The 24,814-nt window shown below is 72.7% G+C and carries 21 protein-coding genes and 1 pseudogene; 18 read left to right on the forward strand and 4 right to left on the reverse strand.

All coding sequences use genetic code 11. From position 1 onward, the window contains the following. Position 1 precedes the first annotated feature (1 nt). From asnB to ACZ7HT_RS20685, 16 genes are read left to right on the forward strand one after another with little or no spacing between them, the layout of a single operon-like run. Entirely contained in the window at positions 2-1,936 is a 1,935-nt protein-coding gene (gene asnB, locus ACZ7HT_RS20610) for an asparagine synthase (glutamine-hydrolyzing) (RefSeq protein WP_471167643.1), read from the forward strand. A gap of 17 nt (positions 1,937-1,953) precedes the next feature. After that, positions 1,954-4,131, forward strand: coding sequence for a bi-domain-containing oxidoreductase (locus ACZ7HT_RS20615; RefSeq protein ID WP_471167646.1), 2,178 nt, complete (start codon positions 1,954-1,956; stop codon positions 4,129-4,131). After that, a complete protein-coding gene (locus tag ACZ7HT_RS20620) occupies positions 4,128-6,101 on the forward strand; it encodes an alginate lyase family protein (RefSeq protein WP_471167649.1) in 1,974 nt (657 codons plus the stop codon). Before ACZ7HT_RS20615 ends, ACZ7HT_RS20620 begins: the two co-directional genes overlap by 4 nt. A gap of 11 nt (positions 6,102-6,112) precedes the next feature. Next, positions 6,113-7,654 (forward strand): right-handed parallel beta-helix repeat-containing protein, encoded by a 1,542-nt coding sequence (locus ACZ7HT_RS20625; RefSeq protein WP_471167651.1) that lies wholly within the window; start codon positions 6,113-6,115, stop codon positions 7,652-7,654. Between the two features lies 1 nt (position 7,655). After that, the gene (locus ACZ7HT_RS20630; RefSeq protein ID WP_471167653.1) at positions 7,656-8,906 is read left to right on the forward strand and encodes an O-antigen ligase domain-containing protein; all 1,251 of its coding nucleotides are present in this window, start codon (positions 7,656-7,658) and stop codon (positions 8,904-8,906) included. Between the two features lie 7 nt (positions 8,907-8,913). Then, on the forward strand, positions 8,914-10,125 hold the full coding sequence (locus ACZ7HT_RS20635) for a glycosyltransferase (RefSeq protein WP_471167655.1): 1,212 nt from the start codon (positions 8,914-8,916) through the stop codon (positions 10,123-10,125). Next, complete coding sequence (locus tag ACZ7HT_RS20640) at positions 10,122-11,357, forward strand: class I SAM-dependent methyltransferase (RefSeq protein WP_471167658.1); 1,236 nt, start codon at positions 10,122-10,124, stop codon at positions 11,355-11,357. The genes ACZ7HT_RS20635 and ACZ7HT_RS20640 overlap by 4 nt, the downstream gene beginning before the upstream one ends. Beyond that, a complete protein-coding gene (locus ACZ7HT_RS20645; protein WP_471167660.1) occupies positions 11,354-12,148 on the forward strand; it encodes a glycosyltransferase family protein in 795 nt (264 codons plus the stop codon). Before ACZ7HT_RS20640 ends, ACZ7HT_RS20645 begins: the two co-directional genes overlap by 4 nt. Next, complete coding sequence (locus tag ACZ7HT_RS20650) at positions 12,145-12,792, forward strand: PIG-L deacetylase family protein (RefSeq protein ID WP_471167662.1); 648 nt, start codon at positions 12,145-12,147, stop codon at positions 12,790-12,792. Before ACZ7HT_RS20645 ends, ACZ7HT_RS20650 begins: the two co-directional genes overlap by 4 nt. Before the next feature lie 3 nt (positions 12,793-12,795). Then, positions 12,796-13,821 carry an NAD-dependent epimerase/dehydratase family protein gene (locus ACZ7HT_RS20655; RefSeq protein WP_471167664.1) on the forward strand — a complete coding sequence of 342 codons (1,026 nt, stop codon included), beginning with the start codon at positions 12,796-12,798 and terminating at the stop codon, positions 13,819-13,821. Further along, positions 13,809-15,092 (forward strand): DUF4910 domain-containing protein, encoded by a 1,284-nt coding sequence (locus ACZ7HT_RS20660; RefSeq protein WP_471167666.1) that lies wholly within the window; start codon positions 13,809-13,811, stop codon positions 15,090-15,092. The genes ACZ7HT_RS20655 and ACZ7HT_RS20660 overlap by 13 nt, the downstream gene beginning before the upstream one ends. Then, positions 15,089-16,387, forward strand: coding sequence for a hypothetical protein (locus tag ACZ7HT_RS20665; protein ID WP_471167668.1), 1,299 nt, complete (start codon positions 15,089-15,091; stop codon positions 16,385-16,387). Before ACZ7HT_RS20660 ends, ACZ7HT_RS20665 begins: the two co-directional genes overlap by 4 nt. Positions 16,388-16,439: 52 nt before the next feature. Continuing rightward, entirely contained in the window at positions 16,440-17,390 is a 951-nt protein-coding gene (locus tag ACZ7HT_RS20670) for a glycosyltransferase family 2 protein (RefSeq protein WP_471167670.1), read from the forward strand. Further along, positions 17,387-18,577 carry a polysaccharide pyruvyl transferase family protein gene (locus tag ACZ7HT_RS20675; RefSeq protein WP_471167674.1) on the forward strand — a complete coding sequence of 397 codons (1,191 nt, stop codon included), beginning with the start codon at positions 17,387-17,389 and terminating at the stop codon, positions 18,575-18,577. The genes ACZ7HT_RS20670 and ACZ7HT_RS20675 overlap by 4 nt, the downstream gene beginning before the upstream one ends. Next, positions 18,574-19,125, forward strand: coding sequence for a dTDP-4-dehydrorhamnose 3,5-epimerase (rfbC, locus tag ACZ7HT_RS20680; RefSeq protein WP_471167676.1), 552 nt, complete (start codon positions 18,574-18,576; stop codon positions 19,123-19,125). The genes ACZ7HT_RS20675 and rfbC overlap by 4 nt, the downstream gene beginning before the upstream one ends. A gap of 7 nt (positions 19,126-19,132) precedes the next feature. Continuing rightward, a complete protein-coding gene (locus tag ACZ7HT_RS20685) occupies positions 19,133-20,452 on the forward strand; it encodes a glutamate-1-semialdehyde 2,1-aminomutase (RefSeq protein ID WP_471167679.1) in 1,320 nt (439 codons plus the stop codon). Between the two features lie 163 nt (positions 20,453-20,615). Here ACZ7HT_RS20685 and ACZ7HT_RS20690 read toward each other — a convergent pair whose 3' ends face one another. Continuing rightward, positions 20,616-21,248, reverse strand: a complete 633-nt coding sequence (locus ACZ7HT_RS20690) for a phosphatase PAP2 family protein (protein WP_471167682.1) — start codon at positions 21,246-21,248, stop codon at positions 20,616-20,618. A 179-nt stretch (positions 21,249-21,427) separates the two neighbouring features. Here ACZ7HT_RS20690 and ACZ7HT_RS20695 point away from each other — a divergent pair, with 179 nt between their 5' ends. After that, a complete protein-coding gene (locus tag ACZ7HT_RS20695) occupies positions 21,428-22,132 on the forward strand; it encodes a cupin domain-containing protein (protein WP_471167684.1) in 705 nt (234 codons plus the stop codon). A gap of 136 nt (positions 22,133-22,268) precedes the next feature. Further along, positions 22,269-23,108, forward strand: coding sequence for an alpha/beta hydrolase (locus ACZ7HT_RS20700; RefSeq protein ID WP_471167686.1), 840 nt, complete (start codon positions 22,269-22,271; stop codon positions 23,106-23,108). Positions 23,109-23,159: 51 nt separating this feature from the next. Here ACZ7HT_RS20700 and ACZ7HT_RS20705 read toward each other — a convergent pair whose 3' ends face one another. The 3 genes and pseudogenes from ACZ7HT_RS20705 to ACZ7HT_RS20715 form a co-directional block, all read right to left on the reverse strand. Then, positions 23,160-23,756, reverse strand: a complete 597-nt coding sequence (locus ACZ7HT_RS20705; RefSeq protein ID WP_471167689.1) for an NAD-dependent epimerase/dehydratase family protein — start codon at positions 23,754-23,756, stop codon at positions 23,160-23,162. Between the two features lie 202 nt (positions 23,757-23,958). Beyond that, positions 23,959-24,129 (reverse strand): annotated as a pseudogene (locus ACZ7HT_RS20710) (NAD-dependent epimerase/dehydratase family protein); the annotation flags it as partial. Positions 24,130-24,211: 82 nt separating this feature from the next. Beyond that, the coding region (locus ACZ7HT_RS20715) for an FAD-dependent oxidoreductase (protein ID WP_471167692.1) at positions 24,212-24,814 on the reverse strand (603 nt) is incomplete at its 5' end.

Consider the following 24,814-nt stretch of genomic DNA (forward strand, 5'->3'; position numbering starts at 1 on the left):
CATGTGTGGCATCGCAGGCACGTACCGGTGGCCTGACGGGAAGGAAGTGACCGACCGGCTCACCGATGTCCTCGCCCATCGCGGTCCTGACGGGGCAGGCCGGTACGGCCACCCCGTCGGTGACGGCGAAGTGCACCTGGGGCACCGGCGGTTGTCCATCGTCGACCTGTCCGAGACCGGCGCCCAGCCGATGGCCTCGGACGGCCTCGTCCTGACGTACAACGGTGAGCTGTACAACGCGCCCGAGCTGCGGGCCGAGCTGGCGGCGGCCGGTGTGCGCTTCCGCGGTACGTCGGACACCGAGGTGCTCCTGGAGGCCTGGCGGCGCTGGGGCACGGGCTGTCTGCCCCGGCTGCGCGGCATGTTCGCGTTCGGGATCTTCGACGAGCGCACCGGTGAGCTGGTGCTGGCCCGCGACCAGCTGGGCATCAAGCCGCTGTTCCTGCTGCGGCGCGGCGAGGGCCTGGTGTTCGCCTCCGAGCTCAAGGCGCTCGCCGCCGTGACCGGCGGGTCCCTCGAGGTGGACCACGCGGCCCTGGTGGCCTCGCTGCTCTACTACTGGGTGCCGGACTCGCGGTGCGCGTTCCGCGAGGCGGAGAAGCTGCCGCCGGGGAGCTGGCTGCGGTGCCGGCCCGACGGGCGGGTGGAGCGCGGCCGGTTCTGGCACCTGAAGGACGTCGCCGCCGAGGGCCGGGAGCGGGCCCTGGCCGGCGAGCTGCCGGATCTCGCCGCGATCGTCGAGGAGTCGACCCGGCGTCATCTGCTGTCCGACGTCCCCGTGGCGACGTTCCTGTCGGGCGGGCTCGACTCCAGCTATCTGACCGCGCTCGCGGCCCGTGAGCAGCCGGGGATCTCGGCCTACACGATCGGGTTCCGCGCGGAGGACGCCAAGTTCGAGGCGATGCCGGACGATCTGCGCTACGCCCGGCAGGTGGCCGAGCGGTTCGGCGTCGACCTGCGCGAGATCGAGATCGCTCCGGACGTGCTCGACCTGCTGCCGCGGATGACGTACCACCTGGACGAGCCGATCGGCGATCCCGCCGCTATCAACACCTTCCTGATCTGCTCGGCCGCCCGGGAGGCCGGGGTGAAGGTGATGCTGTCGGGGATGGGTGCCGACGAGCTGTTCGCCGGGTACCGCAAGCATCTGGCCAACCTGATCGCGCTGCGCTACCAGCGCGTCCCCGGGCCGTTGCGGCGCGGCGTGTCCGCGGCCGTGGACCGGCTGCCGGTCGCCTCGGCCCGCCGGGGGTACCGGTCGGTGCGGTTCGCGAAGCGGTTCCTGTCCTTCGCCGATCTGCCGGAGGAGACCGCGTTCCGGCGGAGCTACACGATGTACGACCGGGACGAGCTGCTCGGCCTGATCGACCCGGACCTGGCCGGGACGGTCGACGACGTGCTGACCGAGCACGCCGACGTGTACGAGGACAACGAGCTCGACGACTTCGTCAACCGCATGTGCCTGGGCGACTCCCGGATGTTCCTGCCGGGCCTGAACCTCGCGTACACGGACCGGTCGAGCATGGCCGCGTCGACCGAGGTGCGGGTGCCGTACGTGGACGTCGAGGTGGTCAAGGCGGCGTTCACCGTGCCCGGCGACCGCAAGATCGTGGGACGGCAGGGCAAGGCGGTCCTCAAGGAGGCGGCGGCCTCGGTGCTGCCCCGGGAGATCGTGTACCGGCCCAAGGGCCTGTTCAGCGCCCCGCTGCGCGCCTGGATGAGCCGGGACCTGGCGCCGCTGGTGCAAGAGGTGATCCACGACGGCGAGCTCGTCCGCTCCGGGTTCCTGCGCCGCGACGCCCTGGCGCGGCTCGCCGCCGAGGACGCGGCCGGGCACCGGGACCACTCCAAGCATCTGTGGCATGTGCTGACCCTCGAGTACTGGTACCGCGGCGCGACCTCCGGGTCCGGCCAGACCGCTTCCCTGACCGCGTAGAGAACAAGAGGACTTCGGTGAAACAGGTCGTACAGAACTACAAGAGCGGCGAACTGGCCGTGCTCGACGTTCCGGTGCCGGGGTGCAAGCCGGGCGGTGTCCTCGTCCGGACCGCCTACTCGCTGATATCCACCGGGACCGAGCTGATGAAGGTCTCCGAGGCCGGCATGTCGATGCTCGGCAAGGCCCGCTCGCGCCCGGACCAGGTGGCCAAGGTCGTGCAGAGCGTGGCCACCAACGGGGTGCCCGCGACCTACCGCAAGGTGATGGGCAAGCTGGACTCGTACACCCCCCTTGGCTACTCGCTGTGCGGGGTGGTCGAGCAGGTCGGCGCCGGGGTCGACGACGTGAAGGTCGGCGACCTCGTGGCCTGCGCCGGCAACGAGCACGCGCTGCACGCCGAGCTGAACTGGGTGCCGAAGAACCTGTACACCCCGGTGCCGGACGGCCTCGCGCCGCGGCACGCGGCCTTCGGCACCGTCGGGTCCATCGCGCTCCAGGGCATCCGCCAGGGCGAGCCGCAGCTGGGCGAGGTGGCGCTCGTCATCGGCCTCGGTCTGATCGGGCAGCTGGTGGTGCAGCTCCTCGCCGCCGCGGGCGTCCGCGTCGTCGGCGCCGACCCCGACCCGGCGCGCTGCGAGCTCGCCGAGCGCCTGGGCGCCGAGGCCTGCGGCGATCCCGGTTCGGCCTCCGTGGAGGCCGCCGTCGCCGAGCTCACCGGCGGTCACGGCGTGGACCAGGTGTATCTGGCGGCCGGCGGCGGCAGCAACCAGCCCGTCGAGCTGGCCGCGCGCCTTTGCCGGGACCGCGGCCGGGTCGTCGACATCGGCAAGTGCCGTCTGGACCTGCCGTGGAACGCGTACTACGAGAAGGAGCTCGACGTCCGCTTCTCCCGCAGTTACGGCCCGGGGCGATACGACCCGGAGTACGAGCTGGAGGGGCGGGACTACCCGATCGGCTACGTGCGCTGGACCGAGCGCCGTAACCTGGCGTGCTTCCTCGACCTCATGGCCCGGGGCCGCGTCGACGTGGAGCCCCTGGTCTCGCACGTCGCCGACTTCGACGACGCCGTCGGGACGTACCGGTCGCTGAAGGACGGCGAACTGAAGGCCGTGGCCGTGCTGTTCCGGTATCCCGAGCAGGCGGAGGAGGCCGGGGCGGAGGCTCCGGCGGTGGCCGTGCCCGCGGTGAACGTGAAGCCGGCGAAGGCACGGCCCGCCGGTTCGCCGGTACGGCTCGCGTTCGTCGGCGCGGGCAACTACGCCACGTCGATGCTGCTGCCGCACCTGACCGGGCGCGAGGGCGTCGAGCTGTCCACGGTCGTCACCACGACGGCCCTGTCCGCGGCCAACGCGCAGCGGAAGTTCGGCTTCGCCCGGGCGACCACCGATCTCGACGCCGTGCTCGGCGACCCGAAGATCGACGCGGTGTTCGTGGTCACCCGGCACAGCTCGCACGCCGACCTGACCCGGAAGGCGCTGCTCGCCGGCAAGGCGGTGTTCGTGGAGAAGCCGCTGGCGCTCACCGAGGACGAGCTGGCCGGTGTGCTCGCGGCGGTGGAGGAGTCCGGCAACGACCGGCTGCAGGTGGGCTTCAACCGCCGGTTCGCGCCGCTGCTCCAGGAGGCGAAGAAGCGGTTCGGTGCCCGGACCGGCCCGGCGAACCTCCGCTACCTGGTCAACGCCGGGCGGTTGGAGCACGGCAGCTGGTACCTCCGGCAGGGCAGCGAGGGCTCGCGGTTCGCCGGTGAGGGCGGGCACTTCATCGACACGGCGAGCTGGCTGCTCGACGCCGACCCGGTCTCGGTGTACGCGGTCGCCACACCCGGCAACGAGGACCTCCAGGTCGTCCTGCGCTACCCGGACGGCTCCACCGCCGCCCTCAGCTACGTCACCACCGGCGCCTCCGGCTACCCGAAGGAGACCCTCGACCTCGTCGCCGACGGCAAGGTCCTGCGGCTCGACGACTTCGTCCGGGCCTCGGTGTACGGCCCCGAGAAGTGGGTCAGTTCGCGGCTGCCCAAGGCCCGCGACAAGGGTCAGAACGCCGAACTGGCCGCGTTCGTCCGGGCCGTGCGGACCGGGGGGCCGATGCCGGTGCCGCTGGAGTCGCTCGTCGCCACCACGGCGGCCACCCTCGCCGTTCCGGCCGGGCTTGCGGGCGGCGCGCCGGTGACGCTGGAGAAGCGGCGATGACGATGAGTCCGGGCTGGTACCTGCGCCGGCTGTCCGCGATGGGGCCGCAGGAGGTCGGCGGCCGGGCGGTCGACGCGGTCCGCAGACGGCGGTGGCGGACGGCGCTGCCGGACTGCCCGGTCGTGACCGGCGCCCGGTTCACCGCCGTACTCCCCGCCGGGACGCTCGACGCGGTGGCTCCGGACGCCGCGAAGCGTCTCGTCGCCGAGGCGGACCGGCTGATGGCCGGGCACGCCGAGTACTTCGGGGTGGAGCGCGACGACCTGGCCGACCCCGACTGGTCGTTCGACCCGAAGACCGGGCGCCGGGCGCCTTCGGGGTACGCCTTCGACGTGCCGTACCGGGACGAGGAGACGGTCGGGGACATCAAGCAGATCTGGGAGCCGTCCCGGCACCAGTACCTCACCGTGCTCGCCGCCGCCTACGCGGTGACCCGGGACGAGCGGTACGCGGAGCGGGTGGCCGGCCACCTGCGGTCGTGGTGGGCGGCCAACCCGCCGCTGCGCGGGGTGCACTGGACCAGCGGCATCGAGCTGGGGATCCGGCTGCTGTCCTGGGTGTGGGTCCGCCGGCTGCTCGACGGCTGGCCGGGCGCGGCCGCGCTGTTCGAGGAGAACCCGGTGGCGCTCCGGCAGATCTGGTACCACCAGCGCTGGCTGGCCGCCTTCCCGAGCCGGGGGTCGTCGGCGAACAACCACGTCATCGCGGAGGCCGCCGGGCAGTTCGCCGCGGCCTGCGCGTTCGGCTGGTTCCCGTCCTCGGCGCGCTGGCGGGACGACGCGCTGCGCTCCCTCGACCGGCACCTGCGGAGCAACACCTTCCTGTCCGGCCTCAACCGCGAGCTGGCCTCCGAGTACCACGGCCTCGTCCTCGAACTCGGCCTGGCCGCGCTGGCCGAGGCGGACGCCGCCGGCGTGCCGGTGCCCGCGACGGTCCGGCTCGTGCTGCTGCGGATGACCGACGCGCTCGCGGCCGTCGTGGACAACCGGCTGCGGCCGCCGCGCCAGGGGGACGCGGACGACGGGCACGGTCTGGTCGTGGACGGCGCGGGCACCGACCGCTGGGGCTCGCTCCTCGCCACCGGCGACGCCGTGTTCGGCCGGCTCGCCTGGTGGCCGGAGGTCCCCGGCACCGATGTGCGCACCGCGCTGCTCGCCGCGCTGATCAGGCCCGGCGTCAGGAGCTGGACCCGCCCGGCGAGCCGGCCGGTCCACTTCCCCGACGCGGGCATGACGGTCTTCCGGGGTCCGGGAGACATCTGGGTCCGCTGCGACGGCGGCCCGCACGGGTTCCTTTCCATCGCCGCGCACGGGCACGCGGACGCCCTGTCCGTGGAGGTCCGGCACGACGGGGTCGACGTGCTCGCCGACCCGGGGACGTACTGCTATCACGGGCAGCCCGAGTGGCGGCAGTACTTCCGGTCGACCCTCGGCCACAACACCCTGCGGCTCGACGGCCGTGACCAGTCCGTCTCCGGCGGCCCGTTCCTGTGGACCCGGCACGCCGAGAGCCGCGTCCTGGTCGCGGACACCTCGAACCCGGAGGTGTCCCGCTGGTGCGCCGAGCACGACGGCTACCGGCCCTCGACGCACCGTCGCCGGGTGGAGCTGACGGCCGCGAGCCGGGAGCTGCGGGTGGTCGACGAGGTGCGGGGCGGCCCGCGCGCGGCCGTGGAGCTGGCGTTCCACCTCGGCCCGGCGGTGTCGGCGGAGCTGGTCGGGAGCCGGGCGGTGCTCAGCTGGACCGTGGACGGCGAGGACCGCTCCGCGGTGCTCGACCTGCCCGCGCGGCTGTCCTGGCGGGCGCACCGCGGCGAGAGCGACCGTTCCCCAAGCTCTTCGAGCAGGGGATACCCCATGCTCGGCTGGTACTCCGCGGGCTTCGGGCGCAAGGAGCCCGCCACCACGCTGGTCGGCACGGGCGTCGCCGACGGCGCGGAGTTCGTCACCGTACTCGGGTTCCACGGATAGGAAGGGAAACCTTGGGGATCACGTGGCGGCACCGGGCGGTGCCGGCGGCCCTGCTCGCGCTGCTCGTGGCGACCGGCTGCGAGAGCGGCACGCCGGACGCGGGGTCGAAGCCGGACGCGCGGCCGAAGGCCACCGCCGCTCCGTCCGCGTCCGCGGCCGTGGCCCGGGTGTGCGCCAAGCCGGCGGCCGGTCCCGCGCAGGCTCCGGCGGGCGCGGTGACGGTCGACCCCGGGGTCGTCGGTGACCTGGCCGCGAAGACCGAGGACAGCCCGCCGCACACGACGTTCTGGCTGCGGCCGGGCCGGCACAGGCTGGAGCCGGGCGAGTACGACCAGGTCCTCGCCAAAGAGGGGAACACGTACCTCGGGGCGCCGGGCGCGGTGCTCGACGGCGCGAGGACCAACCATTACGCGTTCGGCGGCACCGCCCGCGACGTCACCATCCGGTACCTGACCGTGCAGGGTTTCACCGCGCCGCAGGACGAGGGCGTGGTCAACCACGACATGGCCGACGGCTGGGTGATCGAGCACGCGACGATCCAGCACAACTCCGGTGCCGGGCTGATGGCCGGTGCCCGCCAGCAGCTCCGCGCCAGCTGCCTGCGCGGCAACGGGCAGTACGGGATGAACGCGTACAAGACCGGTGACTCCATCAAGGGCCTGGTCGTCGAGGGCAACGAGATCACGGGCAACAACACCGACGACTGGGAGCGGAAGCAGCCGGGCTGCGGCTGCACCGGGGGCATCAAGTTCTGGGCGGTCGACGGCGCCGATATCCGCGGCAACTGGGTGCACGACAACCGCGGGACCGGGCTGTGGGCGGACAACGACAACAACGACTTCCTCTTCGAGGGCAATGTCCTCGAAGCCAACGACGGCGCCGCGCTGATGTACGAGACCAGCTACAACGCGGTCATCCGGAACAACACGATCCGGCGGAACAACTGGGTCGAGGGCCGCGCGGCCGCCAAGGACGGCGACGACTTCCCGTACGCGACGGTGTACGTGTCCGAGGCGGGCGGCGAGCCGCGGATCCGCGCCCGTACCGACAGGATCGAGATCTACGGGAACGTCCTCGAGGACAACTGGTCGGGGATCACCCTGTGGGAGAACGCCGACCGGTTCTGCAACAGCCCGGCCAACACCTCGACGGGCTACTGCACCCTGCTTGTGAAGGACACCAAGCGCTGCGCGCGGCCCGGGATCGCGACCGCCCCGCTCTACGCGGACTGCCGGTGGAAGACGCAGCGGGTGGACATCCACGGCAACCGCTTCGTCCTCGACAAGTCCGTCCTCGGCTGCACGGTCCTGTGCGACCGCATGGCGGTGCTCTCCAACGACGGCACCTCTCCGGACTGGTCGCCGTACAAGGGCGACCGGGTGGCGCAGGCGATCACCCTCCGCCAGGACAACCGCTGGCACGACAACGTCTACGTCGGGCCGTGGACGTTCGTCGCCCACGACGCCGGCCGGACGCTCGGCTCCGGGCAGTGGCAGGGCGCGCCGTACGGGCAGGACGCGGGCAGCACCTTCCGCGCGCGGGACGGTGGTTGAGATGCTTACCGCCGAGAGGCACGCGGACGAGGTGCCGAAGGCGGTCGGGGCGGCCTGGGTGCTCCTCGCCCTCAACGTGCTCGGCTCCGCCGGGGCGAAGACCGTCGTCACGATCCCCCGCTCCCTCATCCAGATGGTCACCATGGGAGCGCTGGTCGGCGCGTTCACGCTGGCGCTCACCGTGAACCTCCGGCTGCGGATCCGGCCGAGCGCCTTCGTGTTCCTGCTGACCCTGCTGCTCGTGCCGAGCCTGATCGCCAGCGTGGACGCCGGGGCCGGCGCGCTGTTCCGCTGCGCGCGCCTGGCGCTGTTCGTGGGCACGCTGTGGCTGCTCAGCCGCTGGTGGGACGGCAGTCTGAGGTTCATCCGGTACCACATCCGGTGGTACTTCGCGGTGCTCGTCCTTGTGGCCGCCGGCCTGGTGATCTCGCCGGGCACGGCCATGCCCGAGTACTACGGCGGGCGTCTCGTGGGCGCGTTGTGGCCGCTCACGCCGCCGCAGATCGGGCAGTACTCCGCGGTGGTCATCGGGCTCTCCGTGCTGCTCCTGCTGGGCCGCCGGACCACGGTGGCGGGGGCGGCGGTGGTCATCGTGCCGTCGTTCGTGCTGCTCGCGATGACCCACACCAGGACGGCGACGCTCGGCATGATCATCGGCCTGGTGCTGGCGATCGGCTCCCTCTTCCTGACCAGCGGCGCCGCGCGCAGGTTCTTCGCGTGGGCGGTGCTGTGCGCCGCGGTGGGCGCGGTGGTGTTCGGTTCGGCGCTGCGGACGTGGTTCCTGCGCGGGCAGAGCCAGGAGAACTTCTCCAACCTCACCGGCCGGGCCAAGGTCTGGGACTCCCTCCTCTCGGCGCCCCGGACGACCGGGGACACGGTCTTCGGCCTGGGCCTGGGCGACAAGTCGTGGGACGGGCTGCCGATCGACAACAGCTGGCTGGCCGTCTACAACGAGCAGGGGCTGCTCGGCGTCGCCCTCGTGGCGGCGTTCCTCCTCGCGCTCGGCGGCATCGCGCTGCTGCGGCCGCCGTCGCTGTCGCGGGCCTGCGCGATCTTCCTGATCAGCTACTGCGCGATCTCCTCGTACACCGAGGTCGGTCTCGGCGACGCCTCGGCGTATCTGCTGCATCTGGCGCTTGCCGCCTCGCTGCTCGCGGCGCCCGCCCCGGCCGAGCCGCTCCCGACGCCCGGGATTCCCCGGCAGAGGTCCGACATTCCCCGCATACGTGTCCCGCGATGGGCCCGGAGGTGATCTGAGCATGCATGTACTGGTCGTGCACAACCGCTACTCGTCGGCGCAGCCGAGCGGCGAGAACAGGGTCGTCGACGAGGAGGTGGGGCTGCTGCGGGCGGCCGGCCACCGGGTCGAGGTGTTCGAGCGGCGCAGTGACGACATCGCCGGCCGTTCCCTCCTCGGCAAGGTCGCGGTGCCGCTCCTGGTGCCGTGGAACCCCGCGGTCCGTACGGAGCTGGCGGCCAGGCTCCGCGCCGACCGGCCGGACGTGGTGCACGTGCACAACGTCTTCCCGCTGCTCTCCCCCGCGGTCGTCGCCGCCTGTGCCGACGCGGGCGTGCCCGTCGTCGCCACGCTGCACAACTACACCCAGGTCTGCCCGCCGGGCACCCTGCACCGGGACGGCCGGCCGTGCACCGAGTGCGTCGGGTCGGCGACGGCGCTGCCCGCCGTCCGGCACGGCTGCTACCGGAACTCGCGGCTCGCGACGGTGCCGCTCGCGGTCAGCCTGACGGTCAACCGGCGGCGCTGGTGGTCGGGCGTGGAGCGGTTCTTCTGCATCTCCGCGGCGCAGCGCGACCTCCTGGTGCGGTCCGGCATGCCGGCCGAGCGGCTCACGGTGAAGCACAACTTCGTGCCCGATCCGGGCACCGTCCGCACGGGCCCGGGCGAGCACGTGCTCTACCTGGGCCGGCTCGCCGAACCCAAGGGCGTGCGGCTGCTCATGGCCGCGTGGGACGCGCTCGCGGCGGACGGCGGTGTGGGCGTGCCGCTCGTGCTCGCCGGGGCGGGCCCGCTGGAGCCGGAGGTGACGGCGTGGGCGGCGGGCCGGGACGACGTGCGGTACGCCGGCCTGTACGACCCGGCGCAGTGCCGGGAGGCCGTCGCGCGGTCGGTCGCCGTGGTGGCTCCCTCGGTGGCGAGGGAGACGTTCGGCCTGGTGGTCGCCGAGGCGATGGCGGCCGGGGTCCCGGCGGTCGCCGCCGCTCACGGCGGCTTCGTCGAGCTCGTCGACGAGGGGGTTACGGGGCTGCTGCACCGGCCGGGCGAGGCGGCCTCGCTCGCCGCCTGCCTGCGCCGGGTCACGGCCGGGCCGGACCGGAGCCGGGAGATGGGCCGTGCGGCCCGGCGCCGTTACGAGCAGCACTTCAGCCCGGCCGTCGGGCTGGAGCGTCTGCTGGAGGAGTACCGCACCGCGATCGCGGGTCGGACGGAATCAATGGGGGGCAGTAAATGACACGATGCCGACTCTGCGGCTCGGCGACGCTGGCGAGCGTCGTCGATCTGGGGGCGACGCCACCGTGCGAGAGCTTTCTCGCCGCGGACCAGCTGGACCGGCCGGAGCCCGCGTACCCGCTGCACCTGCGGGTCTGCACCGACTGCTGGCTGGCGCAGATCCCGCCGCTGATCACGCCGGAGGAGACGTTCAGCGAGTACGCGTACTTCTCCTCGTACTCGACGTCCTGGGTGGAGCACGCGCGCACGTTCGTCACGGACGTCGTGGAGCGGCTCGGCCTCGGCGGCGACGCGTTCGTGGTCGAGGTCGCGAGCAACGACGGGTACCTGCTGAAGCACGTGGTGGACCGGGGGATCCGCTGCCTCGGCGTCGAGCCCTCGGTGAACGTCGGCGCCGCCGCGCGGGAGGCGGGCGTGCCCACGGTCACGGAGTTCCTGAGCCCGGACACCGGCGCGGCCGTCCGCGCGGAGCACGGCCCGGCGGACCTGGTCGTGGCCAACAACGTGTACGCGCACATCCCCGACGTGGTCGGTTTCACCCAGGGGCTGCGTGCCCTGGTCGCGGACGACGGCTGGGTCTCCATCGAGGTGCAGCACCTGCTGACCCTGATCGAGGAGAACCAGTACGACACGATCTACCACGAGCACTTCCAGTACTACACGGTCGCGTCCGCGATCCGGGCGCTCGCGAGCGGCGGACTCACCCTGGTGGACGTCGAGTTGCTGCCGACGCACGGGGGTTCCATCCGGATGTGGGCCCGGCCTGCGGCGGTCGCCGGGGAGCCGAGCGGTCGTGTGGCCGAGGTCCTCGACCGGGAGAAGGCGGCCGGGCTGCAGGAGCTGTCCGGGTACACCGAGTTCTCCGACCGGGTGGCGAAGGTGCGGCGGGACCTGCTGCGGTTCCTCATCGAGGCGGCCGACCGCGGTGAGACGGTCGTCGGCTACGGCGCCCCCGGCAAGGGCAACACGCTGCTCAACCACTGCGGCATCCGGCCCGACCTCCTCGCGTACACGGTCGACCGCAACCCGTACAAGCACGGCAGGTTCACGCCGGGCACCCGCATCCCGATCCTGCCGCCCGAGCGGATCGCCGAGGACCGGCCGGACTACGTCCTCGTCCTCCCGTGGAACCTGCGGGCCGAGCTGGTCGAGCAGCTGTCCTTCGTGCACGAGTGGGGCGGCCGCCTTGTCTTCCCCATCCCGGAACTGAGCATTGTCGAGGTCGAGCGATGAAGGTCGTGCTGTTCTGCGGCGGTTACGGGATGCGCATGCGCAACGGGACCTCCGACGACGTGCCCAAGCCGATGGCGATGGTCGGTCCGCGGCCGCTGATCTGGCACGTCATGCGCTACTACGCGCACTTCGGGCACCGGGAGTTCATCCTGTGCCTCGGCTACGGGGCGCACCACATCAAGGACTTCTTCCTCCACTACGAGGAGACGACGTCCAACGACTTCGTCCTGCGCGGCGGGCGGACCGAGCTGCTGTCCACCGACATATCCGACTGGACGATCACGTTCGCGCAGACCGGCATCGAGTCGCCGATCGGTGAGCGGCTGCGCCGGGTCCGGCACCACCTGGACGGCGACGAGATGTTCCTCGCCAACTACGCCGACGTGCTCACCGACGCCCCGCTGGACGAGATGATCGAGCGGTTCTCCCAGCGGGACGCCGGCGCGTCGATGATGGTGGTGCCGCCGCAGTCCTCGTTCCACTGCGTGGAGCTCGGCGAGGACAACCTGGTCGGGGGCATCACCGCGGTGAGCGACCTGCCGCTGTGGGAGAACGGCGGCTACTTCGTGCTCCGCCAGGAGGTCTTCGACCACATACCGGAGAACGGCGACCTGGTCGCCGACGGATGCGCGGGCCTGGCCAAGGAGGGCCGCCTGGTGGCGCACCAGCACCGCGGCTTCTGGAAGCCGACCGACACGGTGAAGGAGCGGGCCGCGCTCGACGAGGCCTACGCGCGGGGCGACCGGCCGTGGGCCGTGTGGGAGCGGAACGGGGCCGGGGTGGGCGCGTGATCCAGCTCAAGACCGGGCGTCTGGACCGGATCGTCGCGGTCGGCGCGCACTGCGACGACATCGCCATCGGCGCCGGCGGCACGCTCCTGACGCTGTGCCTCGCGCGGCCGGGCGTCCGCGTCGACGCGCTGGTGCTCTCCGGCGGCGGCACCGAGCGCGAGCAGGAGGAGCGGGCCGCGCTCGCCGCCTTCTGCCCGGGCGCCGACCTGCGGCTCACCGTGCTCAAGCTGCCGGACGGCCGGCTGCCCGCGCACTGGGAGGAGGCCAAGGCCGCGGTCGAGGAGCTGCGCGGGCGGACCGAGCCGGACCTCGTCCTGGCCCCGCGGACCGAGGACGCGCACCAGGACCACCGCGGCCTGGCGCAGCTCGTCCCGACCGCGTTCCGCGACCACCTCGTGCTCGGCTACGAGATCGTCAAGTGGGACGCCGACCTCGGCCGGCCGGTGGCGTACCAGCCGCTGTCACCGGAGACCGCCGAACAGAAGGTGCGGCTGCTGCAGGAGCACTACCCCTCGCAGCGCCACCGGCCCTGGTACGACCGGGAGGCCTTCCTCGGCCTGGCCCGGATCCGGGGCATCGAAAGCCAGACGCGCTACGCCGAGGCGTTCGCCGTCACCAAACTCACTCTCGACCTGGGGGAATGAACCTTGCGCGTACTGCTGACCGGACACCAGGGCTACCTGGGCACCGTGATGGCCCCGGTCCTCACGGCCGCCGGACACGAAGTCGTCGGCCTCGACGCCGGTCTGTTCGCCGACTGCGTCCTCGGCCCGCAGCCCGCGGACCCGCGGGGGCCCCGCGTGGACCTGCGCGATGTCACCGCCGAGCACGTGGCCGGGGTGGACGCCGTGATCCACCTGGCCGCGCTGTCCAACGACCCGCTGGGCTCGCTGGCGCCGGAGCTCACCTACGACATCAACCACCACGCGTCCGTACGCCTCGCCCGGCTGGCCCGCGAGGCCGGCGTGCGGCGCTTCCTGTACGCGTCGACGTGCTCGGTGTACGGCGCCGCGGGCGGCGACGACCTGGTGGCCGAGGACGCGCCGCTGCGCCCGGTGACGCCGTACGCGGAGTCCAAGGTGCGGGTGGAGGACGACCTGCACGAGCTGGCCGACGGCGACTTCAGCCCGGTGTACATGCGCAACGCCACCGCCTTCGGCTACTCGCCGCGGCTGCGCGCCGACATCGTCCTCAACAACCTGGTGGGCCACGCGCTGCTGTCCGGCGAGGTCCTCGTGCTCTCCGACGGCACCCCCTGGCGCCCGCTTGTGCACGCCGTCGACATCGCCCGGGCCTTCACGGCCGCGCTCGACGCGCCCCGGGAGGCGGTGCACGACCGGGCGTTCAACATCGGCAGCGAGGTCAACAACGTCACGGTCGCCGAGATCGCCGGGCAGGTCGCGGAGGCGGTGGAGGGCGCCAAGGTCCGGATCACCGGGGAGAACGGCGCCGACCCCCGGTCCTACCGGGTGGACTTCTCCCGGTTCCGCGAGGCGATCCCCGGCTTCGACTGCGAGTGGACGGTGATGCGGGGCGCGCTCGAACTCGCCGACGCCTACCGGAAGCACGGGCTGACCAGGGAGTCCTTCGAGCAGCGTTTCACCCGCCTCGCCGTGCTGCGCGCGGCGTCCGAGAACGGCACGGTCGACGACACCCTGCGGTGGCGCCGATGACCGCGAACGCCAAGGAGATGTTCGAACTGGTGGAGCGGATGTACCCGCTCTGCCGGAGCATCACCGGCGACGGCGTGCGCGCCACCCTGGACATCGTCGGCGAGTACATCCCGCTCCAGGTGCACGAGGTGCCGACCGGGACGCAGGTCCTCGACTGGACGGTGCCGCAGGAGTGGAACATCCGGGACGCGTACGTCGCCGACGCCACCGGCAGGCGGGTCGTCGACTTCGCCGCGTCCAGCCTGCACGTCCTCGGCTACAGCGTCCCGGTGAAAGCGACCATGCCGCTGTCCGAGCTGCGCGCCCACCTGCACACCCTGCCCGAGCACCCGTCCTGGGTGCCGTACCGCACCAGCTACTACAAGCCGGAGTGGGGCTTCTGCCTGGCCCAGGAGACCCTGGACGCGCTGCCGGAGGGCGACTACGAGGTGTGCGTGGACTCCACGCTCGCCGACGGCCACCTCACCTACGCCGAGCACGTGGTCCCCGGGCAGGTCGAGGACGAGGTGATCGTCTCCTGTCACGTCTGCCACCCGTCGCTGGCCAACGACAACCTGGCCGGCATCGCGGTGGCGACGTTCCTGGCGAGGGAGCTGGCGGAGCGGACGCCGTACTACACGTACCGCTTCCTGTTCGCGCCCGGCACCATCGGGGCGATCACCTGGCTGGCCCGCAACAGGGAGCGGGTGGACCGGGTCAGGCACGGCCTCGTCCTGGCGTGCGCGGGCGACCCGGGTTCGCTGACGTACAAGCGGAGCAGGCGCGGGGACGCGGAGATCGACCGGGTGATGCGGCACGTCCTGGAGGCCTCCGAACGCCCGCACCGGATCAACGAGTTCACTCCGTACGGCTACGACGAGCGGCAGTTCTGCTCCCCCGGGTTCGACCTCGGCGTGGGCTCGCTCACCCGGACCCCGTACGCGGGCTATCCGGAGTACCACACGTCGGCGGACGACCTGGACTTCGTCTCCCCGGAGGCGATGGCGGACACGCTCGCCGTCTGCCGCGAGGCGTTCGCGCTCCTCGACCGCAACCGGCGGTACGTCAACCTCAGTCCGTACGGCGAGCCGCAGCTCGGCCGGCGCGGTCTGTACGACGCGCTCGGCGGGCGCAGCGACACCAGGCAGGCCCAGATGGCGATGCTGTGGGTGCTGAGCCTCTCCGACGGCGAGCACGGTCTGCTCGACGTCGCCGAGCGGTCCGGGCTGCCGTTCGACACCGTCGCCGCCGCGGCCGACGCCCTGCGGGGCGCCGGGCTGATCGGGGCATGACGCCGGTGACCACCGAGGAGGAGAAGACGACGGCACCCGCCGGGTCCGCCCGGCGGGCCGTCGTCGGCCGCCTGTCCTGGGGCCTCGCCGACCAGGCGGCCTCCAGCATGAGCAACTTCGCGGTGGGTATCTATGTGGCGCGCTCGCTCGGAGCGACCGCGTTCGGCGTGTTCAGCCTGGCCTGGGTGACGTACGGCGTGGTGCTCGGCGCCTCCCGCGGTCTTGCCACCGACCCGCTGGTGGTGCGGTTCAGCGCCGTGCCCGAGGCGTCCTGGCGCGCGGCGGTGGCCCGGTCGTCGGGCGCCGCGCTCGGCCTCGGTACCGCCGTCGGCGCGGTGTGCCTGCTCGTCGGGCTCGCGCTCGGCGGCAGTGTGGGCCCGGCGTTCGCCTGCCTGGGCGTCGTCCTGCCGGGGCTGCTGCTGCAGGACGCCTGGCGGTTCGCGTTCTTCGCGGCGGGCGCCGGGAAGAAGGCGTTCCTCAACGACCTCGTGTGGGGCGTCGCGCTCGTCCCCGCCCTGGTCGTGGCGGCGCGCGTGGGCAGCGTCGCCGCGTTCGTGCTCGCCTGGGGCGGGTCAGCGGCGGTCGCCGCGGGCTACGGCTCCCTCCAGTCCGGCATCCGGCCCCGCCTCGCGCAGGCCCGCGGGTGGCTGCGCGAGCAGCGCGACCTCGGCTACCGGTACCTCGTCGAGAACAGCAGCCTCAGCGGCGCGGGCCAGCTGCGGGCGTACGGACTCGGCGCGATCGCCGGCGTCGGCGCCGTGGGTGCGGTCCGGGGCGCGGAGCTCCTGCAAGGCCCGTTCCTCGCCCTGCTCATGGGCCTGTCCCTGGTCACCGTCGCCGAGGCGGCCCGGGTGCTGCGGCGGGCCCCGCACCGGCTCGGCCGGTTCTGTCTGCTGCTCGGCGGCGGGCAGGCCGTCGCCGCGCTGCTCTGGGGCGCGGCGCTGCTCCTCGTACCGGACGGGCTCGGCGAGCTCGTCCTCGGCGACGTCTGGCACTCCGCCGCGGAGCTCATCGTGCCGGCCACGCTCAGCGTCGCGGGCGCCGGCCTCGGCACCGGCGCGGCGGCCGGACTGCGCGCGCTCGGCGCGGCCCGGCGCAGCCTGCGCGCCCAGCTGTTCGCCTCCGTCTGCTACGCCGGCGGCGGGCTCGGCGGCGCGGCCCTGGCCGGCACGGTCGGCTCGGCCTGGGGCGTCGCCGCCGCGACCCTCAGCGGCTCGGCCGTGTGGTGGCTGCAGCTGCGCGCCGGCCGGCGCGAGCACCACGTACACCCGATCCCCGAGGTGAGGACCTCATGACCGCCGCTCCGCGCGAGCGCCACCAGAACCCCGTACCCGAAGTGAGGACCTCATGACCGCCCGACCCAGGCTGAGCATCGGCCTGCCCGTGTACAACGGCGAGGAGTACCTCGCCGAATCGCTCGACGCCCTCCTCGGCCAGACCTACGGGGACTTCGAGCTGGTCATCTCCGACAACGCCTCGACCGACGGGACCCAGGACATCTGCCGCGCGTACGCGGAGAAGGACGCGCGCATCCGGTACATCCGGCTGCCCCGGAACGTCGGCGCCACCCCGAACCACAACCGGGTGTTCGCCGAGTGCCGCACCGAACTGTTCAAGTGGGCCTCGCACGACGACCTGTACGCCCGGGACCTGCTCAAGCGCTGCGTGGAGGCGCTCGACGAGCGCCCTGACGTGATCCTCGCCCATGCCGACCAGGCGGTCGTCGACGAGGACGGCCAGGTGAAGGTCCCGTACGAGTACAAGCTCGCCACCGGCTCCCCGAAGGCGCCGGTGCGTTTCCGCAGCATGCTGTTCGAGCCGGGCGGCGACGACTTCTACGGCGTGATCCGGGCCGATGTGCTGCGCCGGGTGAAGCCGCTCGACAGCTACCACCACGCGGACCGCACGTTCGTCTCCGAGATCGGCCTGCACGGGCCGTTCCACCAGGTGCCGGAGCTGCTGTACTTCCGCCGCGACCACCCCACCCGCGCCGAGCGGGCCAACCCCTCCAAGCGCTCCCGGTGCGTCAACCTGGACCCGCGCCGGGCGGGCCGGCTGCACCCGACGCCGCGGCTGCTCGCCGAGTACGTCTGGGGCTTCGTCTCGGCGATCCAGCGGGCTCCGCTGTCCGCCGCCGACCGGCGCGCCTGCTACCGCCACCTGGCCGAGTGGGCGACCAGCCGGGCCCGGCCGGGCGGCGCGGGCGAGCGGGTCGAGGACCGCGCGCCGGTCGACCCGGCACTGCTCGCCGTCTCGGTCGACGAGCTGGTGGCGGGGCGTGAAGGGCGGCGGCCGTGACGCCCGTACGCGTCGGGGTCTTCGGCCTGCTCGGCTCCGGGAACCTCGGCAACGACGGATCGCTGGAGGCCGTCCTCGGACACCTCCGCGAGCAGCACCCGGAGGCGGTCGTCGACGCCCTGTGCGGCGGGCCCGAGGCGGTGACGGCGCGCTTCGGGATCCCCGCGACGCGACTGCACTGGTACCGCGGGGAGTACCGGACCGCCTCGCGTGCGGGCGCGGTCGCGGGCAAGGGCCTGGGCAAGCTCGTCGACGTCTTCCGCACCGCCGCCTGGGTGCGCAGGCACGACGTGGTGATCGTCCCGGGCATGGGCGTCCTGGAGGCCACACTGCCCCTGCGGCCGTGGGGCTTCCCGTACGCGCTGTTCCTGCTGTGCGCCTCCGGCCGGCTCGTCGGCACCCCGGTCGCGCTGGTCGGTGTCGGCGCCGCGCCGATCCGCAACCGGCCGACCCGGGCCCTGGTGCGCTGGTCGGCACGGCTGGCCGCGTACCGCTCGTACCGCGACGCGCAGTCCCGCGACGCGATGCGGGCGATGGGCGTGGACACGGCGCGCGACGCGGTCCACCCGGACCTGGCGTTCTCCTTGCCGACGCCGGAGCCGAGTGCGGCCCCGGGTCTGGTCTGCGTCGGTGTCATGGCCTTCCACGGGGGCAACGACGACCGGGCCCGGGCCGAGGAGATCCACCGGCGCTACCTCGACGGGACGATCCGCTTCGTCCGCGCGCTGGTCGGGGACGGCAGGCCGGTGCGACTGCTCACGGGGGACGAGGTCGACGAGCCGGTGGTCGCCGCGATCCTCGACGCGGTGGACTCGCCGCTGGTCACGGCTGCCGAGACGACGTCACTGGCCGACCTGATGAAGGAGATGGCGGCCGCGGACAGCGTGGTGGCGATCCGCTACCACAACCTGATCTGCGCGCTGAAGACGGAGACTCCGGTGCTCGCGGTCACGTACGCGGCGAAGAGCGACGCGCTCATGGCCGGGATGGGGCTCGGCGAGTACTGCCACCCGGCGCGCGAGCTGGACGCGGACCGGCTGCTCGAACAGTTCCGGGACCTGGAGAAGCGATCGGCGGAGCTGCGGCGGACCCTCGCCGAACGGAACCGGGCGGCGGGGCGCCAACTGGCCCACCACTTCACCACCTTGACGACGACCCTGTTCCCCGCACACCGGAAGGCCTCATGAAAGCGACCGCAGTCCCCGAGATCGCCGGGGCGTACCTGTTCGAGCCGACGCCGTACGCCGACGAGCGCGGCTTCTTCAGCCGCACCTTCGACGCGGACGTGGTCCGCTCGGTGGGCCTCGACCCGTACGCCTTCGTCCAGGACAGCCTGTCCCGCTCGGTCCGCGGTGTGCTGCGCGGCCTGCACCTGCGCTCGGGCGAGGGCGAGGCGAAGCTGGTGCGCTGCTCGTACGGACGGATCTTCGACGTCGTCGTGGACCTGCGGCCGGACTCCCCCACGTACCGCAACGTCGCCACCTTCCGCCTCTCCGACGAGACGCAGACGACCCTGTACATCCCGGCGGGGTGCGCGCACGGCTTCCAGGCACTGACGGAGACCGCCGACACCTCGTACCGGATCGACCGCCCGCACGACCCCGCCGAGGACGTGACGATCGCCTTCGACGACCCGGAACTCGCCATCCCCTGGCCGCTGCCGGTCACGTCGATGTCCCAGCGGGACCGGGAGGCACCGAGCCTCGCCGAGGTCCTGAAGCACCAAGAGAAGTGAGGTCGGCGTGAACACCGAAGAGTTCGAACTCCCCAGGTCGCGGGAGGCGAACGAGCGCCTGCACACCCTGATCCCCGGAGGCGCGCACACCTACGCCAAGGGCGACGACCAGTACCCCGAGCACCTGGCCCCGGTCATCAGCCACGGCCGGGGCGCCCATGTGTGGGACGTCGACGGCAACCGCTACATCGAGTACGGCTCCGGCCTGCGGTCGGTCAGCCTCGGCCACGCCCATCCGCGCGTGGTCGAGGCGGTGCGGCGGGAGCTCGACCGCGGCAGCAACTTCGTCCGCCCGTCGATCCTGGAGGTCGAGGCGGCGGAACGCTTCCTGGCCACCGTGCCGACCGCGGAGATGGTGAAGTTCGCGAAGAACGGCTCGGACGCCACGACCGCGGCGGTGCGCCTGGCCCGCGCGGTCACGGGACGCGCGCGGGTGGCGCTCTGCGCGGACCACCCGTTCTTCTCGGTGGACGACTGGTTCATCGGCACGACACCGATGTCGGCGGGAATCCCGGCCACGGACCTGACGGTGACGTTCCCGTACGGAGACCTGAAGGCCACGGAAGACCTGCTCACTCGGTACGCGGGCGAGATCGCCTGCCTGATCCTGGAACCGGCCACCCAGACGGAGCCGCCGCAGGGCTACCTGGCGGGCCTCAGGGAACTGGCGGACCGGCACGGCTGCGTCCTGGTCTTCGACGAGATGATCACCGGCTTCCGCTGGTCCGAGGCGGGCGGGCAGGGCCTGTACGGCGTGGTCCCCGACCTCTCCACGTTCGGCAAGGCGCTGGGCAACGGCTTCGCGGTCTCGGCTCTGGCGGGCCGGCGCGAGCTCATGGAGAGGGGCGGCCTGCGCTCCGCCGACGACCGCGTGTTCCTCCTGTCCACCACGCACGGCGCGGAGACGCACTCCCTGGCGGCGGCCATGGCGGTCCAGGCCACGTACACGGAGGAGGGCATCACGGCCCGGCTGCACGCCCTGGGCGAGCGCCTGGCGGCCGGAGTCCGCGAAGCGGCGACGGCGATGGGCGTGGCCGACCACGTCGTCGTACGGGGCAGGGCGAGCAACCTGGTCTTCGCCACCCTCGACGCGAACGGGCGGCCGTCGCAGGAGTACCGCACGCTGTTCCTGCGCCGGCTCCTCGCGGGCGGGGTACTGGCCCCGTCGTTCGTGGTGAGCAGCGCACTGACCGAGGAGGACATCGACCGCACGGTCGAGGTGGTGTCCGAGGCGTGCGCGGTGTACCGAAAGGCCCTGGACGCCGGGGATCCCACGCCCTGGCTGGCGGGCAGACCGGTGAAGCCGGTGTTCCGCAGCCGGGCTTGATGTCACCGCATTGCCGGGCTTGATGTCACCGCACTGCCGGGCTTGATGTCACCGCACTGCCGGGCTTGATGTCACCGCACCGCCCGGCTTGATGTCACCGCACCGCCCGGCTTGATGTCACCGCACCGCCCGGCTTGATGTCACCGCACCGCCCGGCTTGATGTCACCGCCGAGCGTCAGCCACCCGATCGACGCCCCAGGCGACCGCCGGTACCACCGCCATGGCGGTGCACCAGCCGCCGATGACGTCGGTCGGGTAGTGCGCACCGAGCACGATCTGCGCCCAGCCCATGACGGCGGCGGCGGCGAGCGGCGAGACGAGCACGAGTGACACCCCCACCGTCCTGCCGACCCGGAGCCCCCCGGCGGCGAGCAACGCCACCACCAGGGCGAACGAGGTGAAGAAGGCGGTGTGCCCACTCGGGAACGACAGATTGTCACCGTGAATGGTGCGCCCCACAAGGGACTTGAGGACCTTGGCCGCCCCCACGGCCACCCCGACCCCGAGCACGACGAACGCCGCGGCACGCGGACGCCGCACGAGCAGGCAACCCAGCACGGTGACCCCGACGAGCAGGGGCGCGCCGACGGGCTCTCCCAGGAAGTCCATGGCCTGAGCGACGTCCAGCCACGGCGGCGCCGCCCCGTTGACCACGGCCCACACCCGCAGGTCCACCACACTGGCCGCACTGTCCCCGGCGAAGAGAACCCCGAGCGCTGACAGAACCAGCGCACCGAACCCGGCGATCCCCCCGAGCCACGAACGCAGCACCACAGGCAACACGACACCCCGCACCCGCGACGCACCTCCCCCTACGACGAAGCGACACCCCGGGCGGACACGACCGGGATCGCAGGAACGCGCGGGCCTGACAAGGCACTTACCGCCCTGCACTCACACCCTAGACGGCGCCCTGGGCGATTCCCTGATAGACAGGGGCGGGAGCACCACACGACAGGCGAGGCCACACGAGCATGAGTGATCCGGTCGTCGACGCGGGGACGCGGATGCGGCTCGGACCGGGGGACATGGCGTTGCCGGCGACCGGCGCCGGGCACCGGCTGAGGGCGGTCGAGGGGGACGCCTCCTGGATGAGCGGCCGCTTCCTCGTCGAGGAGCACGCCGCCTCGCCGCTGCTCGCGTCGCTGCCCCGGGTCATCGCGCTGCGCGGCTCCGACCCCGGCCTGGAGTGGCTGCCGCTCAGCGCCGGGCTGCTCGCGGCCGAGATCGCCGACCCGACCGCCGGATCGCGGGCGATGGCGTCCAGGCTCCTGGACCTGCTGTTCATCAAGGCGCTGCGGGCCTGGTCCGACGCCGACGGGGCCGGCGGCAGCCCGGGGTGGCTGACCGCGGCGCTCGACCGGTCGCTCGGGCCCGCCCTGTGGGCCATCCACCGCCACCCCGAGCAGCCCTGGACCGTGGAGGAGCCGGCCGGCCTCGCCTCGCTGTCCCGGGCCGCGTTCGCGGCGCGCTTCACGCGACTGGCCGGGGACCCGCCCGCCCGCTACCTGGCGCGGCTGTGCCTGGCCCGCGCGGCCGAGCGGCTCGCGACCACCACCGAGCCGGTGGGAGCGGTCGGCAAGGCCCTGGGGTACGCATCGGAGGCGGCGTTCTCCAGGGCGTTCGCCCGCGAGTACGGCAGGGCCCCACGGGCTTGGCGGGCCGCCCGGAACGGATAGCGCCCACTTCGGCCGAAAGGCCCGTCCGAGCGTTTGGGCAAAGAAGGAAAGCGAGTCGATCATTCCGCTCCATTCGTCCGCCGAATAGCGTTTCCGCATCGGCGGAGGGCCGATACGGAGGAACAGGGTGAGCATCATGGAACGCGAAGCGGCCGCCACGAACACCGTCGTCCTCATCCACGGCCTCTGGATGACACCGCTGTCGTGGGAGCACTGGGTCACCCGCTACGAACAGCGCGGGCTCAAGGTGCTCACCCCCGGCTACCCGGGCATCGAGCCGGGCACCGAGGGCGTCGCGGCACTCCGCACGGATCCGTCCCCGCTGGCGGGCCTCGGCGTGACCGAGGTCTTCGACCACCTCAAGCAGGTCATCGGCGCGCTCGACACGAAGCCGATCATCATGGGTCACTCGTTCGGCGGAGCGTTCGTCCAGCTTCTCCTCGACGCCGGTTACGGCTCGGCCGGCGTGTCCATCGACGGCGCGGCCGTGAAGGGCGTGAAGGCGCTGCCGTTCAGCGAGATCAAGGCCACCTTCCCGGTCCTGCACAACCCGGCCAACAAGAGCCGGGCGGTGCCGATCACCGAGAAGGACTTCCACTACGCCTTCACGAACAACCTCACCGAGGAGGAGTCGAAGGCCGTCTACGACCGCTACTCCGTCCCCGTCTCCGGCCGCATCCTCTTCCAGGGCGGATTCGCGAACTTCACCCCGCACGCGACGACGACCGTCGACTTCGCCAACGACGACCGCGCGCCCCTGCTGTTCATCTCGGGCGGCAACGACCACATCCTTCCGCCCGCCGTGCAGCACGAGAACTACGAGAAGAACGCCAAGCGCTCGAAGGCGGTCACCGCGTACAGGCTCTTCGACGGCCGCAGCCACTACACCTGCGGCGAGCCCGGCTGGGAAGCCGTCGCCGACCTCGCCCTCGACTGGGCCCTCGCCCCCACCCCCGGCGACCTCGGCCAGAACTGACCGGCACCGCACACGAGGCACGGATCAACGGGCCGTGAGCCGTGCGGGCCGTCAGTCGACCGCGACCGTGTTCTGGGCGGCGCCGACGCGCCAGGAGCCGTCCTCCTCGACCGGCCGGTACGAGCCCGACACCAGCTCGGCGACCGCGTCCGGTCGGCTCGGTCGCCAGCCGAGGGCGGTACGGGCTGCGGCGCCACTGACGCTCTGGTCGAGGGCGAGCGCGTCCGCGAAGAGCGGGCCGAAGACCTCGGCCGCCTGCTCCACCGGCACCGCGTGCGGGGCGGCGAGCACGCCGACCGCGCGGCCGGCGGCCCGGGCGAGGTCACGGACCGGGACGGCCGACTCGCCGACACCGTGCCAGACGGTCCCGGCCCCCGCCCGCTCGACGGCGGCCACGAACAGCTCGGCCAGGTCGTCCACGTGGACGGTCGGCCAGCGGACGCCCTCCTCTCCGTAGTACTCGGGCACCCCCTGCCGGCGGGCCCGGTCGACCAGGATGGCGGGGATGCCGCCGCCGCGGCCGTACACGATGCCGGGCCGGACGACGACCGCACGCACGCCCTCGGCGGCCTCGGCCAGCACCCGCCGCTCGATCCGGGGGCGGTAGCCGACGATGCCGATCGGGTCGGCCGGGGTGTCCTCGCCCACCTCCTGGGCCTCGCCCGTGGCGCCGAGAACCCAGACACCACTGGTGTAGACGAAGGGGCGGCCGGTACCGCGTAGCGGAGTGGCGAGTGCCTCGATGACGGCGGTGTCGACGTCGGCGTCGCCGCTCGGCGGTGACGACGTCGGCGTCGCCGCTCGGCGGTGCCAGGTGGATCACCGCCTCGATCTCGGGTGTCACCGCACCGGCCAGCGAGGCCGGGTCCGCGGTGTCGCCGACCAGCTGGGCATGCCAGCCCCGGCCGGGCTGCGGCTCGGCGCTGCGGGTGAGCGCGACGACCTGGTGGCCGGCGGCGGCGAGGTGGTCGGTGACGGCGGAGCCGATGTAGCCGGTGGCACCGGTGAGCAGAACCTTCATGGCATCCCCTTCGTGAGCAACGAGACGTGCCGCCTCGTCCGATGGTGTGGTGACGTGCCGCGCATCCGCGCAGGGTGTCGTCTCAGAGGTTGATCATGTGTCCGGCGATACCGTGGATCGCTTCCTTCACGGCCTCGCCCAGGGTCGGGTGCGCGTGGACGTTCCGGGCGACCTCGTGGACCGTGAGGTCCCACTGCTGGGCCAGGGTCAGCTCGGGCAGCAGCTCGGTGACGTCGGGGCCGATCAGGTGGGCGCCGATGATCTCGCCGTACTTCGCGTCGGCGACGATCTTCACGAAGCCGGTCGAGTCGCCCAGGCCGTGCGCCTTGCCGTTCGCCATGAACGGGAACTTGGCGACCTTGACGTCGTAGCCCTTCTCCCGCGCCTGCGCCTCCGTGTAGCCGAAGCTCGCGATCTGCGGCTGGCAGTAGGTCGCCCGCGGGATCATCGGGTAGTCGAGCTCCATCGTCTCGGCGTCCGCGATGGTCTCGGCGGCGATGACGCCCATGGCCTCGGCGGTGTGCGCGAGCATCAGCTTCGCCGTGACGTCACCGATGGCGTAGATGTGCGGCACGGAGGTGCGGCAGCGCCCGTCGACGTCGATCGCGCCGCGCTCGGTCAGGGCGACACCGGTGTTCTCCAGGCCGTAGTTCGAGACGTTCGGCGCGAAGCCGATGGCCTGCAG

This window comes from Streptomyces sp. NPDC037410, from assembly GCF_055602235.1.

Bases quoted from the DNA above. Each gene is read 5' to 3' on its own strand.
- ACZ7HT_RS20620 (WP_471167649.1), top strand. From the start codon at position 4,128: ATGACGATGAGTCCGGGCTGGTACCTGCGCCGGCTGTCCGCGATGGGG.
- ACZ7HT_RS20640 (WP_471167658.1), top strand. From the start codon at position 10,122: ATGACACGATGCCGACTCTGCGGCTCGGCGACGCTGGCGAGCGTCGTC.
- ACZ7HT_RS20630 (WP_471167653.1), top strand. From the start codon at position 7,656: ATGCTTACCGCCGAGAGGCACGCGGACGAGGTGCCGAAGGCGGTCGGG.
- ACZ7HT_RS20700 (WP_471167686.1), top strand. From the start codon at position 22,269: ATGGAACGCGAAGCGGCCGCCACGAACACCGTCGTCCTCATCCACGGC.
- ACZ7HT_RS20635 (WP_471167655.1), top strand. From the start codon at position 8,914: ATGCATGTACTGGTCGTGCACAACCGCTACTCGTCGGCGCAGCCGAGC.
- ACZ7HT_RS20695 (WP_471167684.1), top strand. From the start codon at position 21,428: ATGAGTGATCCGGTCGTCGACGCGGGGACGCGGATGCGGCTCGGACCG.
- ACZ7HT_RS20665 (WP_471167668.1), top strand. From the start codon at position 15,089: ATGACGCCGGTGACCACCGAGGAGGAGAAGACGACGGCACCCGCCGGG.
- asnB (WP_471167643.1), top strand. From the start codon at position 2: ATGTGTGGCATCGCAGGCACGTACCGGTGGCCTGACGGGAAGGAAGTG.
- ACZ7HT_RS20645 (WP_471167660.1), top strand. From the start codon at position 11,354: ATGAAGGTCGTGCTGTTCTGCGGCGGTTACGGGATGCGCATGCGCAAC.
- rfbC (WP_471167676.1), top strand. From the start codon at position 18,574: ATGAAAGCGACCGCAGTCCCCGAGATCGCCGGGGCGTACCTGTTCGAG.
- ACZ7HT_RS20670 (WP_471167670.1), top strand. From the start codon at position 16,440: ATGACCGCCCGACCCAGGCTGAGCATCGGCCTGCCCGTGTACAACGGC.